Genomic DNA, 20,224 nt, shown 5'->3' with positions numbered 1-20,224 from the left:
TCACTCCAGCGACGCGGGGGTACTGGTGTGCCAGTTCCACGCCGTACGAACGATGAGGTCAAGGTCGCGTTCTGCTCGCCAGCCGAATCGGCTCAGCGCCAGACTCGGATCGGCCCAGGACAGACCTGGGTCCCCTGGACGGCGGGGCGCCATGGCAACCGGGATCTCCTTCCCGGAGACGTCGTGCAAGACATCGATCAGCTCGCGCACGCTGACGGGCTGGCCGCGGCCCAGGTTCACCGGCCCGCACTGACTGCCCTCTTGCAGGCCCTCCAGGACCCGCACGTGGGCCTGGGCGAGATCCTCGACGTGGATGTAGTCGCGCAGAGCCGTCCCGTCGGTCGTCGGGTAGTCGTTGCCGAAGATCCGCAGGGTGGGCGCCAGGCCCAGGGTTGCGCGTACGGCCACCGGGAGGAGTTGGGTTGCTGCCGGGCCCGCGTACTCTCCCAGGGAAGCGTCGTCGGCTGCACCTGCCGCGTTGAAGTACCGCAGGTTGGCGTAGCGCATCCTGGTGGCCTGCGCGTAGGAGGCGATCAGGCGCTCGCACAGGTACTTCGTCTCTCCGTACGGACTTTCGGGCCGTACGGGCGCGGTCTCATCCACCGGGCAGATTTGCGGGGTGCCGTACACGGCGCACGAGGAGGAGAAGACGAAGCGCTCCACACCGGTGCGTGCGCACAGGGCGAGCACGTTCTGCGTTCCCGTCAGGTTGACGGAGAAGTACGTGTTGATGTCACGCAGCGACTCTTCAGAGGACTTCAGGGCCGCGAAGTGGATCACGGCCTCAGGGAGGAACTCTTCGAAGACCGTGCCCATGCCGGCGATATCGAGGATGTCCACCACGCGCAGGTGGCATCCACGGACTGCTTCGCGGCGGCCCGTGCTCAGGTTGTCGACAACCACGACGTCGTGGCCGGCCGCAAGGAGGCGCCGTACGGTGAAGGAGCCCACATACCCGGCACCCCCAGTCACGAGCACTCTCATCGCACATCAACTCCACTGGGAACCGCTGCCATGGGGCCGCGTAGTTCTCGTCCGATCATGAATGCCTCAGCCGCTTCCACTCCCACCTGCGTCCCCCGGTATGAAGCCAGCGTCCGAACGGCCGCCAGGGAGCGAGGGTGGGGCGGGTCGTACAGCTCGTACGGGTAGGCGGCAAGTGCCCGGCACTTGGCTTCGACGTGCCCGGTGACGTCGTAGAACAGGTTGGGGGTGAACGGCGCCACCAGGCCCGCTTGCTGTTCCGTGGAAGACAGGACCTCGAAGTGCAGCACCTGCCGAACGGAGCCGGACCCGAGGATGCGGGTGCCGTACCCCACTGCATGGGCGACGCTGCGGTGGTCCGCGTGGATGTCGCCAGGGTGGTGAGTGAAGACCACTTCGGGCTGTGCCTCACGCAGGGCGTGGCTAACCGCATCGACGACCTGTCGCTGGGGGAGGTCGGCCAGGAGGCGTCCGTCGGCCGCCAGACCGCCGAACGACACCTCGGCCGCACCGAGCTCCCTGGCCGCCACCCGGCAGCGATCCCGCGCCTCCTCGATCTTCACCCCCGAATGCCGCAGCGAGATACCCTCGGCGAGGATGTGGATCTGGACCACCGCGCCCTGCTGGCTCAATGCCGACACCGTGGCCCCGGCACCGAGAACCTCGTCATCCGGGTGTGCGGCGATGACAAGGACCTTCACGTGGGCTCCGTAACCGGTCGTTCGCCGTCCGCGGTGCGGGCCGCAGGCGTCGCCTGACCATCCTGCCGGACCAGCGCGCCCATGGCGTAGAGCCGGTGTGCAAGCACACCGAGCGTCTCTTCGGGGAGCTTGGTCAACTGGAGTGGGTCACCGGCTTCGACCGCGGTGCGCACGACAGCGTACGTAGCGCTGTCCAGTTCCATGATGTGCGATGTACGCGGCACGAAGACGAAGCCGCCTTGTGTCTCTTCACGCAGCCGTACGTCGTCCCACACCACTTCGTGAAGGACCGTCTCCGGGGTGAGCTGTTCCAGGGCCAGGAGATCGAGACGGTGGGCGAGGTACTCCACGCGTCGTACTGCACGATGTCCGCCGCGAACCGACTCGGATCCGGCGGCTCCCATGGTCCCGGCGGCTTCGCGGTCGCTCAGGAGCCGCTGCATCGCCTGCCGCAGGTCCTCGTCGTCGATGACCAGCAGACCGTGCCGCTCGTCCTCGACGAACTCCGGGATGCCGCCCTGGACAGAGGCGATGACGGGGCGGCCGGCGGCCATGGCCTCCTTGAGCGCGAGCGGGCCGGTCTCGGGAACCGTGCTGGTGAGGACCACGGCGTCACTGGCCTTGATTACCGGGGCGACGTGGTCCTGGTGGCCGAGGAATCGGACCCGTTCGGCGACACCCCGTTCGATGGTCTGGCCTCGTAGTTCTGCCTCCAGCGGCCCCTCACCCGCGACCACCAGCAGCGGGGGCGCGGCGTCCGGCGGCAGCTCCAGGTCAGCGAAGGCGTCGATCACCTGGTCGATGCCCTTCTCCCAGGCCAGGCGGGCCAGCACGAGGAAGACGAACTGGTCTGATTCGGCTCCGAGTTCCTTTCGAGCGGTGCCGCGGTCGGCGGCGTCCAGAGCCGCGAGCAGAGGCTCCCCGACGCCACTGGTGAGTATCTCGACCTGTTCGTCCTTCAAGACACCGGCGTTGATCAGCGGCTCGAACTGGCGTTGACGCTGTTCCCGTGACGTGGTGAAGACCAGGTTCACGCCAGTGAACAGGTCGCGCACCTCGTCGGTGGTTCCCAAAGGGAACGCCGAGTGCCGGAAGAGGCACACGGCGGCATCAGTCGCGCCCTGCGACTGGGCGTGGTGGACCGCGGCGGCGTCCGCGCGGCCGGAGACACACACGATATGAGGACGACGATGCCGCAGCGCCCTGCAAACCGCCTCGGCCGCGTCGTCGCTGGCGAACGCCGGCACACTCACGGTCGTCACCCCGGCGGCACGGCACTGCTCAAGCATGGCTCCACCCTCCTCCGCGAGGACGGTGACCGCATGGCCTGCCTGCGCCAGCCCGAGCGCCATGTCGTGCATGTAGCGGTGTTTGCCGCCCCATACCTGATCGGAGACAGTGAAGATGATCTCCATTAGTTCCGAACACCCCTCCCGAAGATTCCCGGGCACGAGCCAGGAATGGTCCATAAAGCACTGAATGTGCGAAGAGCCGCCAAGCGGGCGTTGCCTACGCCTCCCAGCACGGCATAGGTCATGCCGCTGGCTCGCGCTTCGCGCAGACACTCCTCGATGAGCGCTGTCGCCAAGGACAGATCGCGACCGCGTGCCTCGGGCACGAGCGCAATCGCAGACAGCATCCCGAGCCGCGCAGTGTCGTAGGCAAGGAAGCCGAGCAAGCGGTCCTTGGGCGGCAGTTCCTTGTTCCGGTCGACCACGATCACAGACGAGATAGGATCCCGTGAGAACGACCGGTGGATCTCGCTCGCCCAGCCTCCACCGAAGGTCTCTCTGAGCCAGTCGACAATCAGCAGCTCCTCACTCGCTTCGGGACGACGCACCCACAGGTCTCGGCCGTTGACCGTAAGAGACGTGGGAGTGGAACTCGGCGTCCAGGTCCGGAAGTCGATGAAGAGATCCGCCCATTCAAGGCTCTTGTCGTCCCGCGCCGCCGCGCTCTTGCGTTCGCTTGAATCGGGAATCCACCACGCCGCCTGCCGCAGCACCGACGGGAAGTGGTCCGCGTATTCGCTGACTTCCGTCATCGCGTAGGCATACCCCAGCCACTGAAGCCGCTCGAGTGCGACATGGACGAGAAGCCAGTGCATGCCCGCCCGCTCCGCCGGGGCGACCACGGCGGCCACCTCGCAGGCGCCGACTGTGCCCGGGCCCTTGACGTTGATGCCACACCGGCCCAGAAGCGTCCCTTCCCGGTGCAGTTCGACGAAGGACTGGGCTCGCGGCCCAGCGGCCCCTTTGAACCGGGGAACGACACGAGCGATATCGGGCGATGCGGTGGCAGAGCTCAGAGCGTCGAGCAGAGGCTGGGACGGCGTGAGGTCGTACAGGCGTATGAGGGCCTCCCTGGACAAGGCCTACCTCACCTCCGCGCCTTCGAAGATCTGCCGGTCCAGCAGCGAGGTGAGCGGGGGACCGTCCGGTCCGTCACCGGTCGCGAAGTCCCAGAAGATCTCGCGCAGACGCTCCTCGGTGAACTCCTCCTGCTCCTGGACGAGCTGTTGCTGCCCCTGCGTCCAGATCTCTTGCACGGGAGCATCCTTGGTGTTCCCCAAGGGCGCGGCACTGTAGAGGCGGCTCATGGTCACGTCGCCTGTGGCGGAGATCGCGATGCTGCTGTCGCGCACCAGGTAGGGGAACATGACGACGTCCTGGAAGGGACGCAGCTTCTCGCCCGGGACCAGGTAGGGCGCGTTGAGGTTCAGGTCGAAGTCCGTGGCCGGCACGTCCCGCTTGAACTCGGTCACCTTACGGTGGACCGCCATGGTCTCCTCCTCTGTCAGGAGTAGACGGTTGCGGCCACCGCGGCCGTGCGCCCGGACCAGGATGAGGTCCTGGCGCCGGAAGCCGTGGGCTCGCACGTAGTGCGCGAGGTCGAACACGTTGTGCTGGTTGGTCTTCATGACCGTGGTCAGCACCTTGAAACTGCGCACACGGTCGCGGAGGTAGATCGAGTTCTCCACGACGGTGTCGAACACGTCCATGAGCCGTACGGCGGCGAACGTCTCCCGCGTGCCGTCCATGCTGACCCGGATGGACGAAATGCCGCTGTCCACGATGCGGTCGAGCTGTTCCCGCGTGTGCGCTGCCGCGTTCGTGATGAGAGTGACGGTCGAATGGCGCAGCTTCGGAACGACGTCAAGCAGCTGCCAGAACCCCTTGCGGATCGTCGGCTCCCCACCGGTGAGGGTGATCTCGAATGTCCCCATCCGGTCCAGCTGGAGCATGATGTCCTGCAACTGATCGATGGACAGCATCTTGCGGCGGATGTGGACGGGGATCTCCCCGGTGTTCGTGCGGCAGTGGATGCAGCGCAGGTCGCATGCGTAAGTGACATCCAGACTGGCGCGTACAGGTGCGGTGTAGCCGGCCATCAGTCGGCCCCCTCCTCTTGGAAGATACGCTGGCGTATGTCGTTAAGGTCCCGCGACTGCCACCATTCGAGAGTGAGGCGAATGCCTTCCTCGATTCCGATCCCGCCGGACCTCTCTCCGATCTGCCGCGTCTGCAAGGCGGTGTCCGCCCGGAACTCCGTGATTTCGTTCGGCCGAGGCTGCTTCCGGGCGACCTCGGCCGCCGGAGTGGTCGCCTGCAGGATCCGGACGACGTCGTTCACGGAGAGGGACTGGCCGGAACCGAAGTTGACGACTGAGGGCAGTGGTCGGTTCGCCAACGCGATGAGCTTGTCCACGACATCCGTGATGTAGGTGAAGTCGCGACGCTGCTCACCGTCGCCCTCGACAGGCAGTTCGTTCCTGGTCAGGAGGTTGGCGCAGAGTCGGGGTACGAGGGCGTCGGGCCGTTCGCCGGGGCCGTAGACGTTGAAGAAGCGAACGATGCCCACCTCTGGAGCGACTGAGGCGCGCTGGTGGGCCCTGGCCACCATCTCCAGCCCGACCTTGCTCGCGGCGTAGGGCGAGAGCGGGGACAGAGGGCTACTTTCGGGTGTCGGCAGGGTGCCGGCCTGGCCGTAGACTTCGCACGTACTCCCGACGACTACCTTCGGCACGCCAACACTCGTGCAGAGAGCCAGCAGGTGGCGGCCAGAGTCCACGTTGTCGAGATAGTCGAGTGGCTGCTTGAAGGAGCGAGGAACGCTCTTGTGCGACGCCAGGTGGTAGACGAGGCGTACGTCGGAGAGATCCCTTTCCTCTAACTCTAAGACGGGTTTTTCTAAGAACTTTCCGGTGCCTTCCGGCGGGATCATCGGCGGCACGCGCAGGTCGTCCAGGACTGTTACCTCTTCCCCGGACGCCACCAGCGCTCGGGCAAGGTGGCCACCGATGAATCCGGCGCCTCCGGTTATGAGAATCCGGTCTTTCGAAATGTTTCTTTGCATGCCAACACCTCGGTATCCCCATGAGTGGGCCTACTCGAAAATGGGCCTATCGATTGGAGCGTCGCCCACGCCCCCATTGAGGCGGGAGGGGGGCCGATTGGCCCGTGATCGATATTGCCACCCTAAGCCGTGTGCGTGACCCGTCGCGTGTGACTCGATTCACGTTTGGTTGGCTCGATGGTCTCATTCATTCTGGAAACCCCCAGGTGGAGCGGAGATCGGGAGCATTTCATTCCGGATATGCGGGTGCCATGATGCCTGATCGTTCTGTCTCGAACCTGCTGTCGAATGGCTTGCTATCTTCGGTGGGGTAGTACCTTTTCCATGGCATACCGGAGAGTAATTTTCAAGCGTGCGGGAGATTGCTTGGCCGGCCAAGTTGCTCAGGTCGGTCATCCGATCCTGCTCTGGTACGTCACTCAGGCGCCCCGGAGCTCTGGATGCTTGTCCCCAAGGTCCGCAGTCGCGATGCCGCATCTGATATCAGCCGCGGATGCCTGCTGCGTCGGATCGTGCCTTGGCTGTCGGTGACGTTCGCCCGGCTGGGGAAGGTCAGCCGAAGAACCGGGCGAACTCCATCGCCAGCATCTTCGGGGTCGCCGCGGGCGGAACGGTGACGTAGACGACCGGCAGCCGGTTCACGTCGCGGGGAAACCGCTTGCGGACGGCCAGTTCATGGGCCCGGCCCAACTGGGTCATAGTCGTCTTACCAGTACCGGAGGCACCGGAGAGGAACGCGCCGCGACGGGCGGAGATCTGGTTGCGGTTGAGCTGGATCAGCAGCCGTGAGGTGGCGACGACCTTGCGGATGATCGGGGTGGTCACCATCGGCAGGTCCGCGTGATACTCCTGGAGCCGTTCCTGCTCGCGCACGCGCTCGCGCGGGGTCAGTGCCGTACATTCGGCCGCCGTCAGCAGTCGGGGCGGGACCGGTGCCCGACGAAACGGCCCCACCCCTCCTTTGTGATCAGCGGATTGTCCGGCGGCGCCGACTCCTCGCCATCGAAGCCCTGGGTACCGGCCGGGGAGGTCGTCTTACGCTTGCTCATATCCAAGTTGCAGCTTCGGCGCGGCGTCGAAGACGCCGAAATCCGCCACCGGCACGGGAGACAGTGCCTCGGGCTCCGGTTCGGGCTCCGTCTCGGTCTCGGGCGCCGTGGCCTGCGCACGGACGGCGGCAGCGACGCGGGTGCGGCCAGCCACCTTGGCCGACCGGGTGTCCGGACCGTGCTCGCCGCGGGTGAGCAGTTCGTCCAGAACGCGGGCGACCGACGCCTCATTGATGTCGTCCAGCCCGGCCTCGGCGGCCAGGCGACGGGCATGCTGCCAGGTGAAGTCGGCGAGTGGCCCGTCACCAGCGGCAGGTGTACCCAGGGACCCGTGATCCAGCCCTGCTGCGTGCGTACGAACACCTGCGACAGGTCGTAGGGGTCGTAGTGCACCTCCCACAGCCCGCGTTTGGCCGTGATGCCGGAGTGCTGGCGACGGTACGGCCCCAGCTCGGCGCAGTCGTAGGTGCGGTAGCCGATCCGGATGCCGTAGTCGTTGACCGCCCGCCAGGCCACCGGCAGCAACTCCAGGTAGTCCTCACCGCGCAGCACGAGAGGCAGGTAGCCGCAGGCCGCGACCAGCGAGGCGTACTTGTCGTTCGGCGACACCGACTTCTTCGGGCGGAACGGATCGCGCAGACTGTCGTGGGGTCTGGCCTGTCACCCGGCCAGAATCCACTCGTCCAGCAGTTCCTGGAGGTCGGGAATCGTCCACACCGCCAGCTTCTCGACCCGATCGCCGCGACGCGAGACGTTCGCGCCTGTGTACCCGGCCAGATGCTGGACGAACCGGGTGTTGATCGCCGAGAACGTCGCCTCCACGATGGCCTTGTCGGTCGGCGTGCGCGGGCGAGCCCGCTGCACCGAGATCCCGAGCCGGTCGTATGCCCGGATGAACGTGTCGGAGATGAACACCTTCCCGCCGTCGATGACAACCGTGTCCGGTACGATCACCGGCCGTGCGGCGGCCTGCTCCATCCGTGTATCCACACCCAGCAGCCGCCGGTGCGGCATCCGCGACGCGGCCATTCGCAACGAGGCCGACCATCCCGGCCGCATCGGCTCCGGCACGAGCATCCGCGCCAGTAGCAGCGAGGCGTCCACCGCCTTGGTGCCCACGGGCCGTAGCACCGCCGCGCAGATCGTCCGCGTCGCGACATCGACCGCGATCGTCAGATCCGCGCGGACTGTCAGCCCGGAGTCGGGCACCACCATCACGTCCAGCGGGGTGGAGTCGATCCGTACCTGTTCCCCCGGCCGGTCGGCGAACGTCGGGGTGAACGGCCCTTGCGGGCGGTTCGCGGTCTGCCTGCGCGTGACCGCCGAGCCGAAGGTGTGCCGGCCGGTGGAGAGCGCGTCGATGAGCTTGTAGAAGGTGTTCTTGCTCGGCAGCGGCACCACCCCCTCACCGTGCGTGGCCTCCACCAATCCAAAACTAGAGGACAGCCCGGGCCCGTTCGCCGCAGGCGAACGTCCGTTGGGGAACACCCGACCGCGCATATCCATTGAGTCGGTGTAGCTCAACTTCACTGCCGGAAGGAAGATCATGGCTTCGACGTCCGTAACGCTCACCCTGCCCGTGCTGCCGCTCGACGACGAGGTCGTGCTGCCCGGAATGGTGGTTCCGCTGGACCTGTCCGACGCCGAGGTGCGGGCTGCCGTCGAGGCCGCCCAGGCGGCGGGGGGCAGCGGGAAGCCGCGGGTGCTGCTCGTCCCGCGGGTCGACGGCAGGTACGCCGGCACCGGTGTGCTCGGGACCGTCGAGCAGGTCGGCCGCCTCGCCGACGGCGACCCCGGGGCCCTCATCCGCGGCGTCGGCCGCGTCCGTATCGGCGCCGGCACGACCGGCCCCGGAGCCGCCCTGTGGGTCGAGGGCGAGAGCGTCGACGAGCGGCTCGCCGACCCGCTGCCCGGCGCGGTCACCGAGCTCGTCAAGGAGTACAAGGCCCTCGCCACCAGCTGGCTCAAGAAGCGCGGCGCCTGGCAGGTCGTGGACCGCATCCAGCAGATCGACGGCGTCTCGGCGCTCGCCGACAACTCCGGCTACTCGCCGTTCCTGACCGTCGCCCAGAAGGTCGAGCTGCTGGAGACCGCGGACCCCGTCGCCCGCCTCCGCCTCGCCATCGCCTGGCTGCGCGACCACCTCGCCGAGCAGGACGTCGCCGAGTCGATCGCCAAGGACGTCCAGGACGGCGTCGACAAGCAGCAGCGCGAGTTCCTGCTGCGCCGCCAGCTCGAAGCCGTCCGCAAGGAGCTCCGCGAGCTGAACGGCGAGAAGGAGGGCGAGGAGTCCGACGACTACCGCGCCCGCGTCGAGGCCGCCGACCTCCCGGAGAAGGTGCGCGAGGCCGCGCTCAAGGAGGTCGACAAGCTGGAGCGGGCCAGCGACCAGTCCCCGGAGGGCTCCTGGATCCGCACCTGGCTGGACACCGTCCTCGAACTCCCCTGGAACGAGCGCACCGAGGACGCCTACGACATCCGCGGCGCCCGCGCCGTCCTGGACGCCGAACACGCCGGCCTCGCCGACGTCAAAGACCGCATCACCGAGTACCTCGCCGTCCGCAAGCGCCGCTCCGACCGCGGGATGGGCGTCGTCGGCGGCCGCCGCGGCGGGGCCGTCCTCGCCCTCGTCGGCCCGCCCGGCGTCGGCAAGACCTCCCTCGGCGAGTCCGTCGCCCACGCGATGGGCCGCAAGTTCGTCCGCGTCGCCCTCGGCGGCGTCCGGGACGAGGCCGAGATCCGCGGCCACCGCCGTACGTACGTCGGCGCGCTCCCGGGCCGCATCGTCCGCGCGATCAAGGAGGCCGGGTCCATGAACCCCGTCGTCCTCCTCGACGAGATCGACAAGGTCGGATCCGACTTCCGCGGCGACCCGGCCGCCGCCCTCCTCGAAGTCCTCGACCCGGCGCAGAACCACACCTTCCGCGACCACTACCTGGAGGTCGAGCTCGACCTCAGCGACGTCGTCTTCCTCGCCACCGCCAACGTCCTGGAGGCCATCCCCGAGGCCCTCGCCGACCGCATGGAGCTGGTCCGCCTCGACGGCTACACCGAGGACGAGAAGATCGTCATCGCCCGCGACCACCTCGTGCCCCGCCAGCTGGACCGCGCTGGCCTCGCCGCCGACGAGGTCGTCCTGGAGGACTCCGCCCTGCGCAGGCTGGCCGGCGAGTACACCCGCGAGGCGGGCGTCCGCACCCTGGAGCGCTCCATCGCCCGCCTGCTGCGCAAGGTGGCCGCCCGGCACGAACTCGGCGAGCGGGAGCTGCCCCTGCGCATCGGCGCCGACGACCTGCGCGGGCTCATCGGGCGCCCGCACCACGTCCCGGAGTCCGCGCAGGACCCCGCCGAGCGGCGCACCGCCGTCCCCGGCGTGGCCACCGGCCTGGCCGTGACGGGCGCCGGCGGGGACGTCCTGTTCGTCGAGGCGTCCCTCGCCGACCCGGAGACCGGCGCGGCCGGGCTGACGCTGACCGGGCAGCTCGGCGACGTCATGAAGGAGTCCGCGCAGATCGCCCTCAGCTTCCTCCGCTCGCACGGCGCGGAGCTGGAGCTGCCCGTCGGCGACCTGAAGGACCGGGGCGTGCACATCCACTTCCCGGCGGGAGCCGTCCCCAAGGACGGGCCGAGCGCCGGGATCACCATGACGACCGCCCTGGCCTCGCTGCTCTCCGGCCGGCAGGTCCGCACCGACGTCGCCATGACCGGCGAGGTCTCCCTCACCGGCCGCGTCCTGCCGATCGGCGGCGTCAAGCAGAAGCTGCTCGCCGCGCACCGCGCCGGCCTGACCACCGTCATCATCCCCAAGCGGAACGAGGCCGACCTGGACGACGTGCCCGCCGAGGTGCTGGAGCGGCTCCGGGTGCACCCGGTGACCGACGTGCGCCAGGTGCTGGAGCTGGCGCTGTCCCCGGCGGAGGCCGCCGCGCCCGCCGTCACCGCGGCCGCCTGAGCCGCTGCCCCTGTCCGTACCGGCCGCCACCGGCCGGCGCCGGCGCGGCCCGGGATCCCGTTCCGGCGGGGTCCCGGGCCGCGCCCGCGAGCGCTGCGAAATACTGGTGCCCCCCGGCACACCGGTGCGGACACACGGACAGGAGCGGCACGTGCACGGCAGCGAAGACCAGGAGTTCCTCGCCCTGGAGCGGGAACTGTCCGTCTTCCTCCGGCGGGCCCGCGCCTCCTCCGGCGAGATGGCCCGCGCCCTCCACCCCGAGCTGGAGCCCGCCGCGTACGGGCTCCTCGTACGCCTGGAGGCGGCCGGCCGCCAGCGGGCCACCGACCTCGCCGCCTACTTCGGCGTCGGCAAGGCCACCATGAGCCGCCAGCTGCGCGCCCTGGAGGTCCTCGGGCTGGTGGCCCGCGAACCGGACCCCGCGGACGGCCGCGCGTTCCTCGTCGGGCTCACCGAGGAGGGCCGCGAGCGGTTCCTGAAGGTCCGCGGCGCCCGCCGCGAGCGGTACATGCGCAAGCTGGCCGACTGGGACCGCGGCGAGGTCGCCGAGCTCGCCCGGCTGCTGAACCAGCTCAACCAGGGCGAGGACTGAGGACCGGGAAGGCCGCCCGCCCCGGCCTTGCGCCCCGGCCTCCCGCCCCCGCCTACAGCTCCGCGTACGCCGCCGACGCGTCGTCGTGGCGCTTGCCGCGGGCCCGCCCGCGGCGGTCCGGGTCCGACTCCAGGACGCGCACGCGTCCGATCAGCCCCTGCGCGCCCTCCTTGCGCAGCACCGCCAGGCACTGCGCCCAGTCGCCCTCCCCGAACGTGTCAGTCCACCGGCTCGCCCCGTCGGTCAGCACCGCCAGCGACCGCACCCCTTCCCGCGGGGTGCGCCCGGTCACCGCGCGGGCCGCCACCGCCGGGTCGGCGGCCGCGGTGAAGAAGCCGCCCTCCGCGTTCCGCAGGGCGTCCGCCGACTCCCGCGTCCGCAGGGCCGCGCGCGGGATCCGGTCCAGCCGGTCGTCGAGGACCGCCGACACCGCCCCGTCCGGGGCCTCCAGCAGCAGCACCGAGTCCGACAGCACGAGGTGCTCCACGCCCTCCCCGTCCCAGCGGACGACCACCACCGTCGCCTGCGGGGTGCGTACGTGAGAAAGGTCACACGCCCCCCGGTGGGCGTCGGCCGTCGCACGGATCGACTCCGCCAGGATCCGGGCCAGTGGCATGTCCCGCCGCGAACCGGACAGTTCGGTCAATCGACTTCCCAGGCGCGTCGTGAACCACGGGACTCCGTGCGAGCACCCCGTGTCGCCGGCGGGCGGCGTCACCCCGTCCAGGGCGACCAGTACGCCGCCCCCCGCGGCGGGTGTAGCGGCTGATAGCCAGTCCTCGTTGGGGCGTTCCGGGTCGCCGGGAGCGGTGGCGAGGTCGATGCGCATGCGGGCATTCTGCCCACCCCCGCCGCCGCGGCAGGGCCGCCCCGCGCCGAAAGTCCGTACCAGGAGGGGCGATGGCGGCCGACCGCCGCACCGCCGCCCCAGTGCGGCGCCCGCGCGCCCCGGCCGCATGTGGGCGCGCATACTGCCAAGCCCCCACCGATCTTTCAACCGCCCGTCCGCAGAACGGCACGGCGGCCGATGCGCCGAGTTGGTCGCCAACTCTTCCGTGATGTTCACTCGTTCGAGTGGCCGGGTGGGCGATGTCAGGCTCTCTCCCCAACACACTGCGAAGGTCTGAGGCGGTACGAGGGGGCAGGGGGCGTTTACTTGTTGACCGGCCGTTACCTCGGCCACACGAGTAGACGAGCACGAGCACACGTACAGGATTGCGAGCACCGGTGCAGAAGAAGCGGTCTCGGAAGAACGGCACCGCCACCGACGGACCCGCCCCCGCAGGACGCCGCGTCCACGTACGCAGCAGGCTGGTCGTCGGCGTCGCCGTCGCCGGCCTCACCGTCCTTGCGGCCGGGGCACCCGCCGTCGTCACGGCGACCCGCGAGCTGAACGACTCCCAGCAGCTCGTCACCCTCGCCGAACAGACCCGGCACACCCTCACCCTCGCGCACCTCCTCGCCGACGAGCGCGACGCCGTCGTCGAGTACGTCGCCAAGGGCCGGCCCGGAGGCCAGGCCAAGGGGCCCCTCCAGGAGCGCGCCGCCCTCACCGACCGGCGCATCGCCGAGGTCCGGGCCGAAGCCGAGGCCGAGGCCGACGAGCCCCTCGCCAAGGCCGTGGGCAGCATCCAGGGCGTCCGCACCGAGGCCGTCGACGGCAAGGGCACCGCCCTCGCCGCCCACCAGGCCTACGCCGGCGTCCTCGCCGAACTCCTCGCCCCCGGCGACCGGCTCGCCGAGCAGACCCCGCCGCGCGCCGAGGCCGCCCTCGCCACCACCCGCCCCCTGGCCCCCCTCGGCCAGGCCGTGGAGCAGGCCTCCGCCACCCGCGGACTGCTCCTCGCCGCCCTGGCCGTGCCCCGCAGCGAACAGGGCGCCGGAGCCGCCGCCGCGGACGAACTGTCCGCCGCCGCCCAGCGGGCCCGCGTACGCGAGCAGGCCGCCCTCGACGACTTCACGCGAGCCGCCCGCCCCGACGTACGCCAGACCCTCGCCGCCACCGTCACCGGCCCCGAGGTCAAAGCCGCCGACGAGCACCTCAAGCGGCTCACCGAACGCCCCACCCTCTCCACCGCCGACCGCAAGCTCGACGGCGCCGCCATCGCCCCCTCGCTGACCGCGCGCATCGACCGCATGCGCTCCGTCGAGGCCACCCTCGCCGGCCAGCGGGCCACCGCGCTCGCGACCCTCCGCGACGACGACGTGACGCGGCTGGAACTCGTCATCGCCGTGCTCGGCGTCCTGTTCCTGGCCGCCGTCGGCGTCTCCACCGCCGTCGCCCGCTCCCTCACCCGGCCGCTGTCCGTCCTCCGGCGCGGCGCGGCCCGCCTCGCGACCCCCGAGGGCTCCGTCGAACCCGTCCGCTTCACCGGCCGCAACGACGAGTTCGCCGAAGTCGTCCGCCACCTCAACCAGGTGCGGGAACAGACCGTCTCCCTCCACACCAAGATCGCGGGCATGGACGCCGACCGGCGCCGCCTCATCGGCCGGAACGATGCCCTGTCCAGCGGCCGGGACGCGCTCGAAGCGGAACTCCGCGACCTGCGCGCCGGCCTGGAAGAGCACCGGCGCATCATGAACACCACGTCGGTCTCCCTGTCGCTGCGCACCCTCGGCCTCGTCGAACGCCAACTCGCCGTCATCGAGGAGCTGGAGGCCAAGGAGCAGGACCCGGACCGGCTCGAAACCCTCTTCCGGCTCGACCACCTGGCGACCGTGATGCGCCGCCACAACGAGAACCTCCTCGTCCTCGCCGGGCAGGAACACGGCACCGGCGGCGGGACGCCCGTCCCGCTCGTCGACGTCATGCGCGCGGCGGTCAGCGAGATCGAGCGGTACGAGCGCGTCGACCTGGCCGTGGTGCCGTCGTTCACCCAGGTCGCCGGGCACGCCGCCGACGACATCTCGCACGTCCTCGCCGAACTCCTGGAGAACGCCACGACGTTCTCCCCGCCCGGCGCCAAGGTCAAGGCGTCCGCCCGCCACCTCGACACGGGCGACGTGGTCCTCTGCGTCGTCGACGAGGGCATCGGCGTCACCGCCGACCGGCTCGAAGCGCTCAACGCCCGCCTGGCCACCCCCGACGCGTACGACGAGGAGACCGAGGCCGAACACGGCCTCGGGCTCGGCCTGTACGTGGCCGGCCGCCTCGCAGCCCGGCACGGCGTCACCGCCGAACTGCGCGCCGGGCAGCACGGCGGCACCGAAGCGCTGGTCGTCGTACCGGCGGCACTCCTCCAGGACGGGCCGCCGGCCGCGTCCCCCGTGCACGCCTTCGCCACGCCGGGCCTTTCGCAGTTCCGGCTGCCGGGCGTCGTCGCGGAGGCCAACGAGCACGTCCTCCCGCCGCGGCTGCGGCCGCAGGAGGGCGAGGGGGCGGTTGGAGCCGGTTCCGGGGTCGCTGCCGACGCCGACGCTGCCGGTGATGCCGAGGTCGCAGGTGTTGCCCCGGTGGCCGCGGAGGAGGAGCCGGCCGAGGCCTACGGGGCGTTCGGCGCTCCCGGAGGCACCGGGGACGCGGCCGCGGGTGCCGCGGCCGACGAGACCGGTGCGGTCGAAGGGGCGCCCGAGGTCCCGGGCGCGGGTGCGGCCGGGGCGGGTGCGGACGCGCTGTTCGATCCGCTGACGGACCCGCTGCCCGAGTCGGCCGCCGATCCGGAGGCCGGGGCGGCTGCTGATGCACAGGGCTGGTCGGGTGCCGGGGTGCAGGGTGGTGCGGCCGGGGCGGGTGCGGACCCGCTGTTCGATCCGCTGCCCGAGTCGGCCGCCGAGTCTGCGGCCGGGGCGGCTGCCGATGCGCAGGGCGGGCCGGCTGCCGGGGTGCAGGGTGGCGTGGTCGGGGCGGGTTCGGACCCGCTGGCCGATCCCCTGTCCGGGCCGGATGCCGACCCGCCGGCGGAGCCCGCCGCCGATCCGCTGCCCGCGGTCGCCGCCGGCCCCCAGGACGGGACGGTCGCCGGGGTGCAGGGTCGCGCGGTCGCGCAGGACGCCGGGCCCGCGGAGGGCGCGCCGGCCGGCTACGCCGCGTCGCCTGACCCCGCCGAGCCCGTCGGCTCCGCCGCGACGGCCGACTCCGCCGCCGGGCAGGGGTTTGCCGTGCCCGTGCAGGCCGTCGCCCCCGTCACCCTGGCCGACGCGTTCGCCGCCGAGGCCGCGGCCGCCGCCGAAGGCACCGCCGCCGACGCGCCCGCTGCCGCCCCCGAGGACGCGCCCGCCCCGCTGCCGACGCGCCGGCGGGTCCCGCAGGAGGAGCTGCCGCCCGCCGAGCAGGTGTTCACCGCGCAGACCCCGGCCGACCGGGATCCGGGCGACGAACTCCTCGCGCGTGTCGTCCCCGACGCGGAAGGGACCGCCTTCGGGGTGACCGACACCGGCCCGGCGGCCGCCGAGTCCTCGACCGCCGCCGCCCCGCCGGCCGTCGTACCGGACGGGGGCCCCGCGCTGCCCGCGCAGTCCGCCGCACCCGCCGCCCCCGACGCCGAGCGGATGCCCCCGACCGACCAGGTCTTCACCGCCGGCGGCGGCGCACCCGCTGCGGCCGAGCCGCACCGGCACGCCCCCGCCGACAACGAGTGGGTCCCCCGCCAGGGCAGCCACCCCCAGCCCGGCATCACGGAGGCCGTCACCGACAAGGGCCTGCCCAAGCGGACGCCCCGCGCCGTCGCCGCCGCCGACCGGGACCGGACGGCCCCCGGTGCGGCCGCCGGACCCGGCGCGGCCCCCGCACGGCCGGCCCCTCGCCGCGTCGACGCGGAGGAACTGCGCCGCCGGCTCGGCGGGTTCTACCAGGGGACGCGGGACGGGCGGCGCGTCGTCGCCGCCGAACTCGCACAGGACACCGACCAGGGGGACACCGCACAGGAGGCACGCACATGACCGCGCCCAGTACGTACGGACTGAGCACCCAGGCCCGCAACCTGCAGTGGCTGCTGACCGACCTGGTCGAGGAGGTGCCCGGCGTCAACTCCGTCGCCGTCGTGTCCTCGGACGGGCTGCTGCTGCTGTCCTCCGACCCCGGCGGCGGCGCGGCCTCGGCAGGCGGGAGCGGCCCGGGCGGCGCCGGCCGGCCCAGGGGCCCGCGCGGTGCGTCCGCCGACCTCGCCACGATCGTCTCCGGCCTCGGCAGCCTCACCACCGGCGCGGCGGCCCTCATGGAGGGCGGCAGCGTCAAGCAGACCATGGTCGCGATGGAGCACGGCTCGGTCTTCGTGATGGCGATCAGCGACGGCTCGCTCCTCGGCGTCCACGCCACGCCCGACTGCGACATGAGCGTCGTCGCCTACCACATGGCCCTGTTCGTCGGCCGCGCCGGACACGTCCTCACCCCCGAAGTCCGCAGCGAGCTGCGCCAGTCCATGGAGAACACCCCGTGAGAGGTACGGCCTCCGACCGGCTTCCGATACGCGGAGCCGATCGCCGACCCGCCCGCGTCCGCCCGTACTCCCTGACGGGCGGCCGCACCCGCTTCACGCAGGTCCTGCACGTCGAGACGTTCGTCGCCGCCCTCGACAGCCGCGTCTCGCAGCCCCAGCAGCCCGGCGGCGGCAAGGCCGCCGAGGGGGCGCCGGCCGCCGACCGGGACGCCGACCGCGACCGGATGCCCGAGATGCCGGCCATCGTCGAGGTCTGCCGCCGCATGCGCACCATCGCGGAGATCGCCGCCCTGCTCAAGCTGCCGCTCGGCGTCGTCCGCGTCCTCGTCAGCGACCTCGCGGACCAGGGCAGGGTCCGCGTCTACGGCACCGGGCACGGCCCGGGCCGCCCCGACCGCGCACTGCTCGAAAGGGTGCTCAGTGGCCTTCGCCGTCTTTGATCCCGCCATCGACGACGAACCCGTCCAGCCCTGGCAGTACGACCGCTCCCGCGCGCCCGTCGCCGTCAAGGTGCTCGTCGCGGGCGGCTTCGGCGTCGGCAAGACCACCTTCGTGTCGTCGGTCTCCGAGATCGCCCCGCTGCGCACGGAAGCGGTGATGACGCAGGCCAGCGCGGACACCGACGACCTGTCGGCCACGCCGGAGAAGAACACCACCACCGTTGCCATGGACTTCGGCCGGGTCACCCTCGCGGACGACCTCGTGCTGTACGTGTACGGGACGCCCGGCCAGGAGCGCTTCTGGTTCATGTGGGACGACCTCGTGCGCGGCGCGATCGGCGGGATCGTCATGGCCGACACGCGCCGCCTGCGCGACTGCTTCCCGGCGCTCGACTACTTCGAGAGCTGCGGGCTGCCGTACGCGGTGGCCGTCAACCACTTCGACGGCTCGCACGCGTACGAGCCGGAGGACGTGCGGGAAGCGCTCACCATCCCGGACCGCGTACCCGTACTGATCATGGACGCGCGGCGCCGGGAGAGCGTCGTCGAGTCGCTGCTCATGCTCGTCGGACACGCCCTCGACGGGACGCCCGAATAGCGGCGCGAGCCATCCGCCCCACCTGCCGCGCCCGCAGCACCAGCCACCACCCACCCGTACGCCGAAAGGAGACGTGGAATGCGCAAGGTACTCGTCGTGGGGGCCGGCCAGTCCGGTCTCCAGCTCGCCGTCGGCCTCCGGGCGAAGGGGTACGACGTCACCCTCATGTCCAACCGGACCGCGGACGAGATCCGCACCGGGCGGGTCATGTCCACGCAGGTCATGTTCGACACCGCCCTGCGGCACGAGCGCGACCTCGGGCTCGACTTCTGGGCCCGGCACGCCCCCCGGATCCAGGGCCTCGGCGTCTCCGTCGCCGGGCCCGACGGCGCCCGCGCCGTCGACTGGCTCGGGCGCCTCAAGGCGTACGCGCAGTCGGTGGACCAGCGGGTGAAGATGGCGGGCTGGCTGGAGGCGTTCGTCCAGCAGGGCGGCCAACTCGTCGTGCACAGTGCGTCCGTCGCCGACCTGGACTACCTCTCGCGCACCTACGACCTGGTGCTGGTGGCGGCCGGCAAGGGCGAGCTCGTGTCGATGTTCGGGCGGGACGCGGCGCGCTCCCCGTACGGCAGCCCGCAGCGCGCGCTGGCCGTCTCGTACGTGCACGGGCTCGCCCCGAGGCCCGAGCACCCGGGGACGGAGGCGGTGCGCTGCAACCTGGTGCCGGGCGTGGGCGAGCTGTTCGTCATGCCCACGCTCACCACGTCGGGGCGGGCCGACATCCTGTTCTGGGAGGGTGTCCCGGGCGGCCCGCTCGACGTGTTCCGCGGCGTGAACGACCCGGCCGAGCACCTCGCGCTGACGCTGGACCTGATGAAGGCGTTCACGCCGTGGGAGTACGCGCGCGCCGCGAAGGCCGAGCTGACCGACGCGGGCGGCACCCTGGCGGGCCGGTACGCGCCGGCCGTCCGCAACCCGATCGGGCGGCTGCCCGGCGGCGGGGCGGTGCTGGGCGTCGCGGACGTCGTCGTCACGAACGACCCGATCACCGGGCAGGGCGCGAACTCGGCGGCCAAGTGCGCGTCCTCGTACCTGTCGTCGATCCTGATGCACGGCGACAAGCCGTTCGACGAGGCGTGGATGAAGGCCACCTTCGACAGGTTCTGGTTCACCACCGGCAAGCCGGTGACGCAGTGGACGAACGCGATGCTGGCGCCGCCGCCGGCGCACGTGCTGGAGCTCATCGGCGCCGGCGGGCGGTACCAGGAGGTGGCGGACCGGTTCGCCAACGGCTTCGACAACCCGGCCGACTTCGACGCGTTCTTCTACGACCCGCAGGATGCGGCGGACTACCTGGCGGAGGTGGCGGGCGCCGAGGCGGCTGCGGAGGCGGGGGCGGCGGCCGGCTCCGGTTCGGTGGGCGCTTCCGGTGCGGCGGCCGTTCCGGGTTCCCGGTCCGTGCCCGGTTCCGGTGCGGCGTCCGCGCCGGCGGGCGGTCCGGCCGCCGAGTAGCCGGTGTCGTCCCCCGCCGAGGCCGCCTCGGGCAGCTGCGGCGGGGTGAACGAGGCCAGCGGGGCGTCGCCCGCGTCGGGGCGCACCGCCCCCAGCAGCGGGTTCGCGGCGAGGGGCGACACCTTCACCGCGGCGCCCGGCCGAGGGGCCTGGATCACCTTGCCGTCGCCGATGTAGAGGGCGACGTGCGTGGCCGTCGGGAAGTACACCACCAGGTCCCCCGGCCGCAGCCGGTCCAGCGGCACCCGCGGCAGCCGCGCCCACTGCTCCTGGCTGGTGCGCGGGATCGCCCGGCCGGCATGGGCCCAGGCCTGCGAGGTCAGGCCCGAGCAGTCGTACGCCTCCGGGCCCTCGGCGCCCCACTCGTACGGCTTGCCGACCTGCGCGGCGGCGTACGCGAGGGCCGAGCCGCCGGCGGCCGTCGGGGTGCGGGCCGCCGCCGAGGCGGGTGCGCCCAGCGCCCCCGATGCCAGGAGCTCGCGCTGTGCGGATGCGGTGTCCCGGGCCTCGCGGGCGTCGACCTGCGTGAGCTGGTCCGGGGTCAGTGCGGCGAGCATCCGCTCGACGTCCCGGAGCCTGCGGTCCGCCTCCTCCTTGAGCTCCTTCTTGCGGGCCGCGGCCGCCTGCTGCGCGTCGAGGGCCTTGCGCGCGGCGGTGGCGAGGGTGCCGGCGTGCTGCTCGCCGCGGGCGAGGCGGGCCAGGACGCCGGCCTGGCGGGCGCCCTC

At 71.6% G+C, this 20,224-nt stretch carries 17 protein-coding genes and 1 pseudogene; 7 read left to right on the top strand and 11 right to left on the bottom strand.

Annotated elements, in window-relative coordinates; translation table 11 throughout:
* The 9 genes from galE to IE170_RS33360 all read right to left on the bottom strand — a co-directional run bounded on the left by galE (position 1) and on the right by IE170_RS33360 (position 8,662).
* Entirely contained in the window at positions 1 to 984 is a 984-nt protein-coding gene (gene galE / locus IE170_RS11630; protein ID WP_189809238.1) for a UDP-glucose 4-epimerase GalE, read from the bottom strand.
* Positions 981 to 1,685 carry a PIG-L deacetylase family protein gene (locus IE170_RS11625; RefSeq protein ID WP_189809237.1) on the bottom strand — a complete coding sequence of 235 codons (705 nt, stop codon included), beginning with the start codon at positions 1,683 to 1,685 and terminating at the stop codon, positions 981 to 983. The genes galE and IE170_RS11625 overlap by 4 nt, the downstream gene beginning before the upstream one ends.
* The gene (locus tag IE170_RS11620) at positions 1,682 to 3,100 is read right to left on the bottom strand and encodes a glycosyltransferase family 4 protein (protein WP_189809236.1); all 1,419 of its coding nucleotides are present in this window, start codon (positions 3,098 to 3,100) and stop codon (positions 1,682 to 1,684) included. The genes IE170_RS11625 and IE170_RS11620 overlap by 4 nt, the downstream gene beginning before the upstream one ends.
* A complete protein-coding gene (tunC, locus tag IE170_RS11615; RefSeq protein ID WP_189809235.1) occupies positions 3,100 to 4,056 on the bottom strand; it encodes an N-acetyl-D-glucosaminyl-tunicaminyl-uracil acyltransferase TunC in 957 nt (318 codons plus the stop codon). Before tunC ends, IE170_RS11620 begins: the two co-directional genes overlap by 1 nt.
* Before the next feature lie 3 nt (positions 4,057 to 4,059).
* Positions 4,060 to 5,076, bottom strand: coding sequence for a radical SAM protein (locus IE170_RS11610; protein ID WP_189809234.1), 1,017 nt, complete (start codon positions 5,074 to 5,076; stop codon positions 4,060 to 4,062).
* Positions 5,076 to 6,041, bottom strand: a complete 966-nt coding sequence (gene tunA / locus IE170_RS11605; RefSeq protein ID WP_189809233.1) for a UDP-N-acetyl-alpha-D-glucosamine 5,6-dehydratase TunA — start codon at positions 6,039 to 6,041, stop codon at positions 5,076 to 5,078. The genes IE170_RS11610 and tunA overlap by 1 nt, the downstream gene beginning before the upstream one ends.
* 552 nt (positions 6,042 to 6,593) lie before the next feature.
* Entirely contained in the window at positions 6,594 to 6,914 is a 321-nt protein-coding gene (locus IE170_RS11600; protein WP_189809232.1) for a hypothetical protein, read from the bottom strand.
* Positions 6,915 to 6,952: 38 nt separating this feature from the next.
* Positions 6,953 to 7,699 (bottom strand): Mu transposase C-terminal domain-containing protein, encoded by a 747-nt coding sequence (locus IE170_RS33365; protein WP_308428383.1) that lies wholly within the window; start codon positions 7,697 to 7,699, stop codon positions 6,953 to 6,955.
* Positions 7,700 to 7,750: 51 nt separating this feature from the next.
* Positions 7,751 to 8,662: a TnsB C-terminal domain-containing protein gene (locus tag IE170_RS33360; RefSeq protein WP_308428382.1), complete on the bottom strand. Its 912-nt coding sequence runs from the start codon at positions 8,660 to 8,662 to the stop codon at positions 7,751 to 7,753.
* Here IE170_RS33360 and lon point away from each other — a divergent pair.
* Together lon and IE170_RS11585 are read left to right on the top strand one after the other, a co-directional pair.
* Positions 8,637 to 11,042 (top strand): endopeptidase La, encoded by a 2,406-nt coding sequence (gene lon / locus IE170_RS11590; RefSeq protein ID WP_189809231.1) that lies wholly within the window; start codon positions 8,637 to 8,639, stop codon positions 11,040 to 11,042. The genes IE170_RS33360 and lon overlap by 26 nt on opposite strands.
* Before the next feature lie 151 nt (positions 11,043 to 11,193).
* Positions 11,194 to 11,634: a MarR family winged helix-turn-helix transcriptional regulator gene (locus IE170_RS11585; RefSeq protein WP_229884680.1), complete on the top strand. Its 441-nt coding sequence runs from the start codon at positions 11,194 to 11,196 to the stop codon at positions 11,632 to 11,634.
* Between the two features lie 52 nt (positions 11,635 to 11,686).
* Here the strand turns inward: IE170_RS11585 and IE170_RS11580 are convergent, their stop codons facing one another.
* Positions 11,687 to 12,463, bottom strand: coding sequence for a protein phosphatase 2C domain-containing protein (locus IE170_RS11580; RefSeq protein ID WP_189809229.1), 777 nt, complete (start codon positions 12,461 to 12,463; stop codon positions 11,687 to 11,689).
* Positions 12,464 to 12,861: 398 nt separating this feature from the next.
* Here IE170_RS11580 and IE170_RS33165 point away from each other — a divergent pair, with 398 nt between their 5' ends.
* The 5 genes from IE170_RS33165 to IE170_RS32550 all read left to right on the top strand — a co-directional run bounded on the left by IE170_RS33165 (position 12,862) and on the right by IE170_RS32550 (position 19,499).
* Entirely contained in the window at positions 12,862 to 16,512 is a 3,651-nt protein-coding gene (locus tag IE170_RS33165; RefSeq protein ID WP_189809228.1) for a sensor histidine kinase, read from the top strand.
* A complete protein-coding gene (locus IE170_RS11570) occupies positions 16,509 to 17,009 on the top strand; it encodes a roadblock/LC7 domain-containing protein (RefSeq protein WP_189809227.1) in 501 nt (166 codons plus the stop codon). The genes IE170_RS33165 and IE170_RS11570 overlap by 4 nt, the downstream gene beginning before the upstream one ends.
* Positions 17,006 to 17,449: a DUF742 domain-containing protein gene (locus IE170_RS11565; protein ID WP_189809226.1), complete on the top strand. Its 444-nt coding sequence runs from the start codon at positions 17,006 to 17,008 to the stop codon at positions 17,447 to 17,449. Before IE170_RS11570 ends, IE170_RS11565 begins: the two co-directional genes overlap by 4 nt.
* Entirely contained in the window at positions 17,430 to 18,047 is a 618-nt protein-coding gene (locus IE170_RS11560) for a GTP-binding protein (protein WP_189809225.1), read from the top strand. Before IE170_RS11565 ends, IE170_RS11560 begins: the two co-directional genes overlap by 20 nt.
* 78 nt (positions 18,048 to 18,125) lie before the next feature.
* Positions 18,126 to 19,499, top strand: coding sequence for a styrene monooxygenase/indole monooxygenase family protein (locus IE170_RS32550; RefSeq protein ID WP_223855875.1), 1,374 nt, complete (start codon positions 18,126 to 18,128; stop codon positions 19,497 to 19,499).
* A gap of 167 nt (positions 19,500 to 19,666) precedes the next feature.
* Here IE170_RS32550 and IE170_RS32545 read toward each other — a convergent pair.
* Positions 19,667 to 20,056: pseudogene (locus IE170_RS32545) on the bottom strand (C40 family peptidase); the annotation flags it as partial.
* Between the last annotated feature and the right edge of the window lie 168 nt (positions 20,057 to 20,224).

Source organism: Streptomyces toxytricini (assembly GCF_014649915.1).
GTDB lineage: Bacteria > Actinomycetota > Actinomycetes > Streptomycetales > Streptomycetaceae > Streptomyces > Streptomyces toxytricini.
Note: the sequence above shows the minus strand (reverse complement) of the source record. Positions and strands in the feature narration are given on the sequence as shown.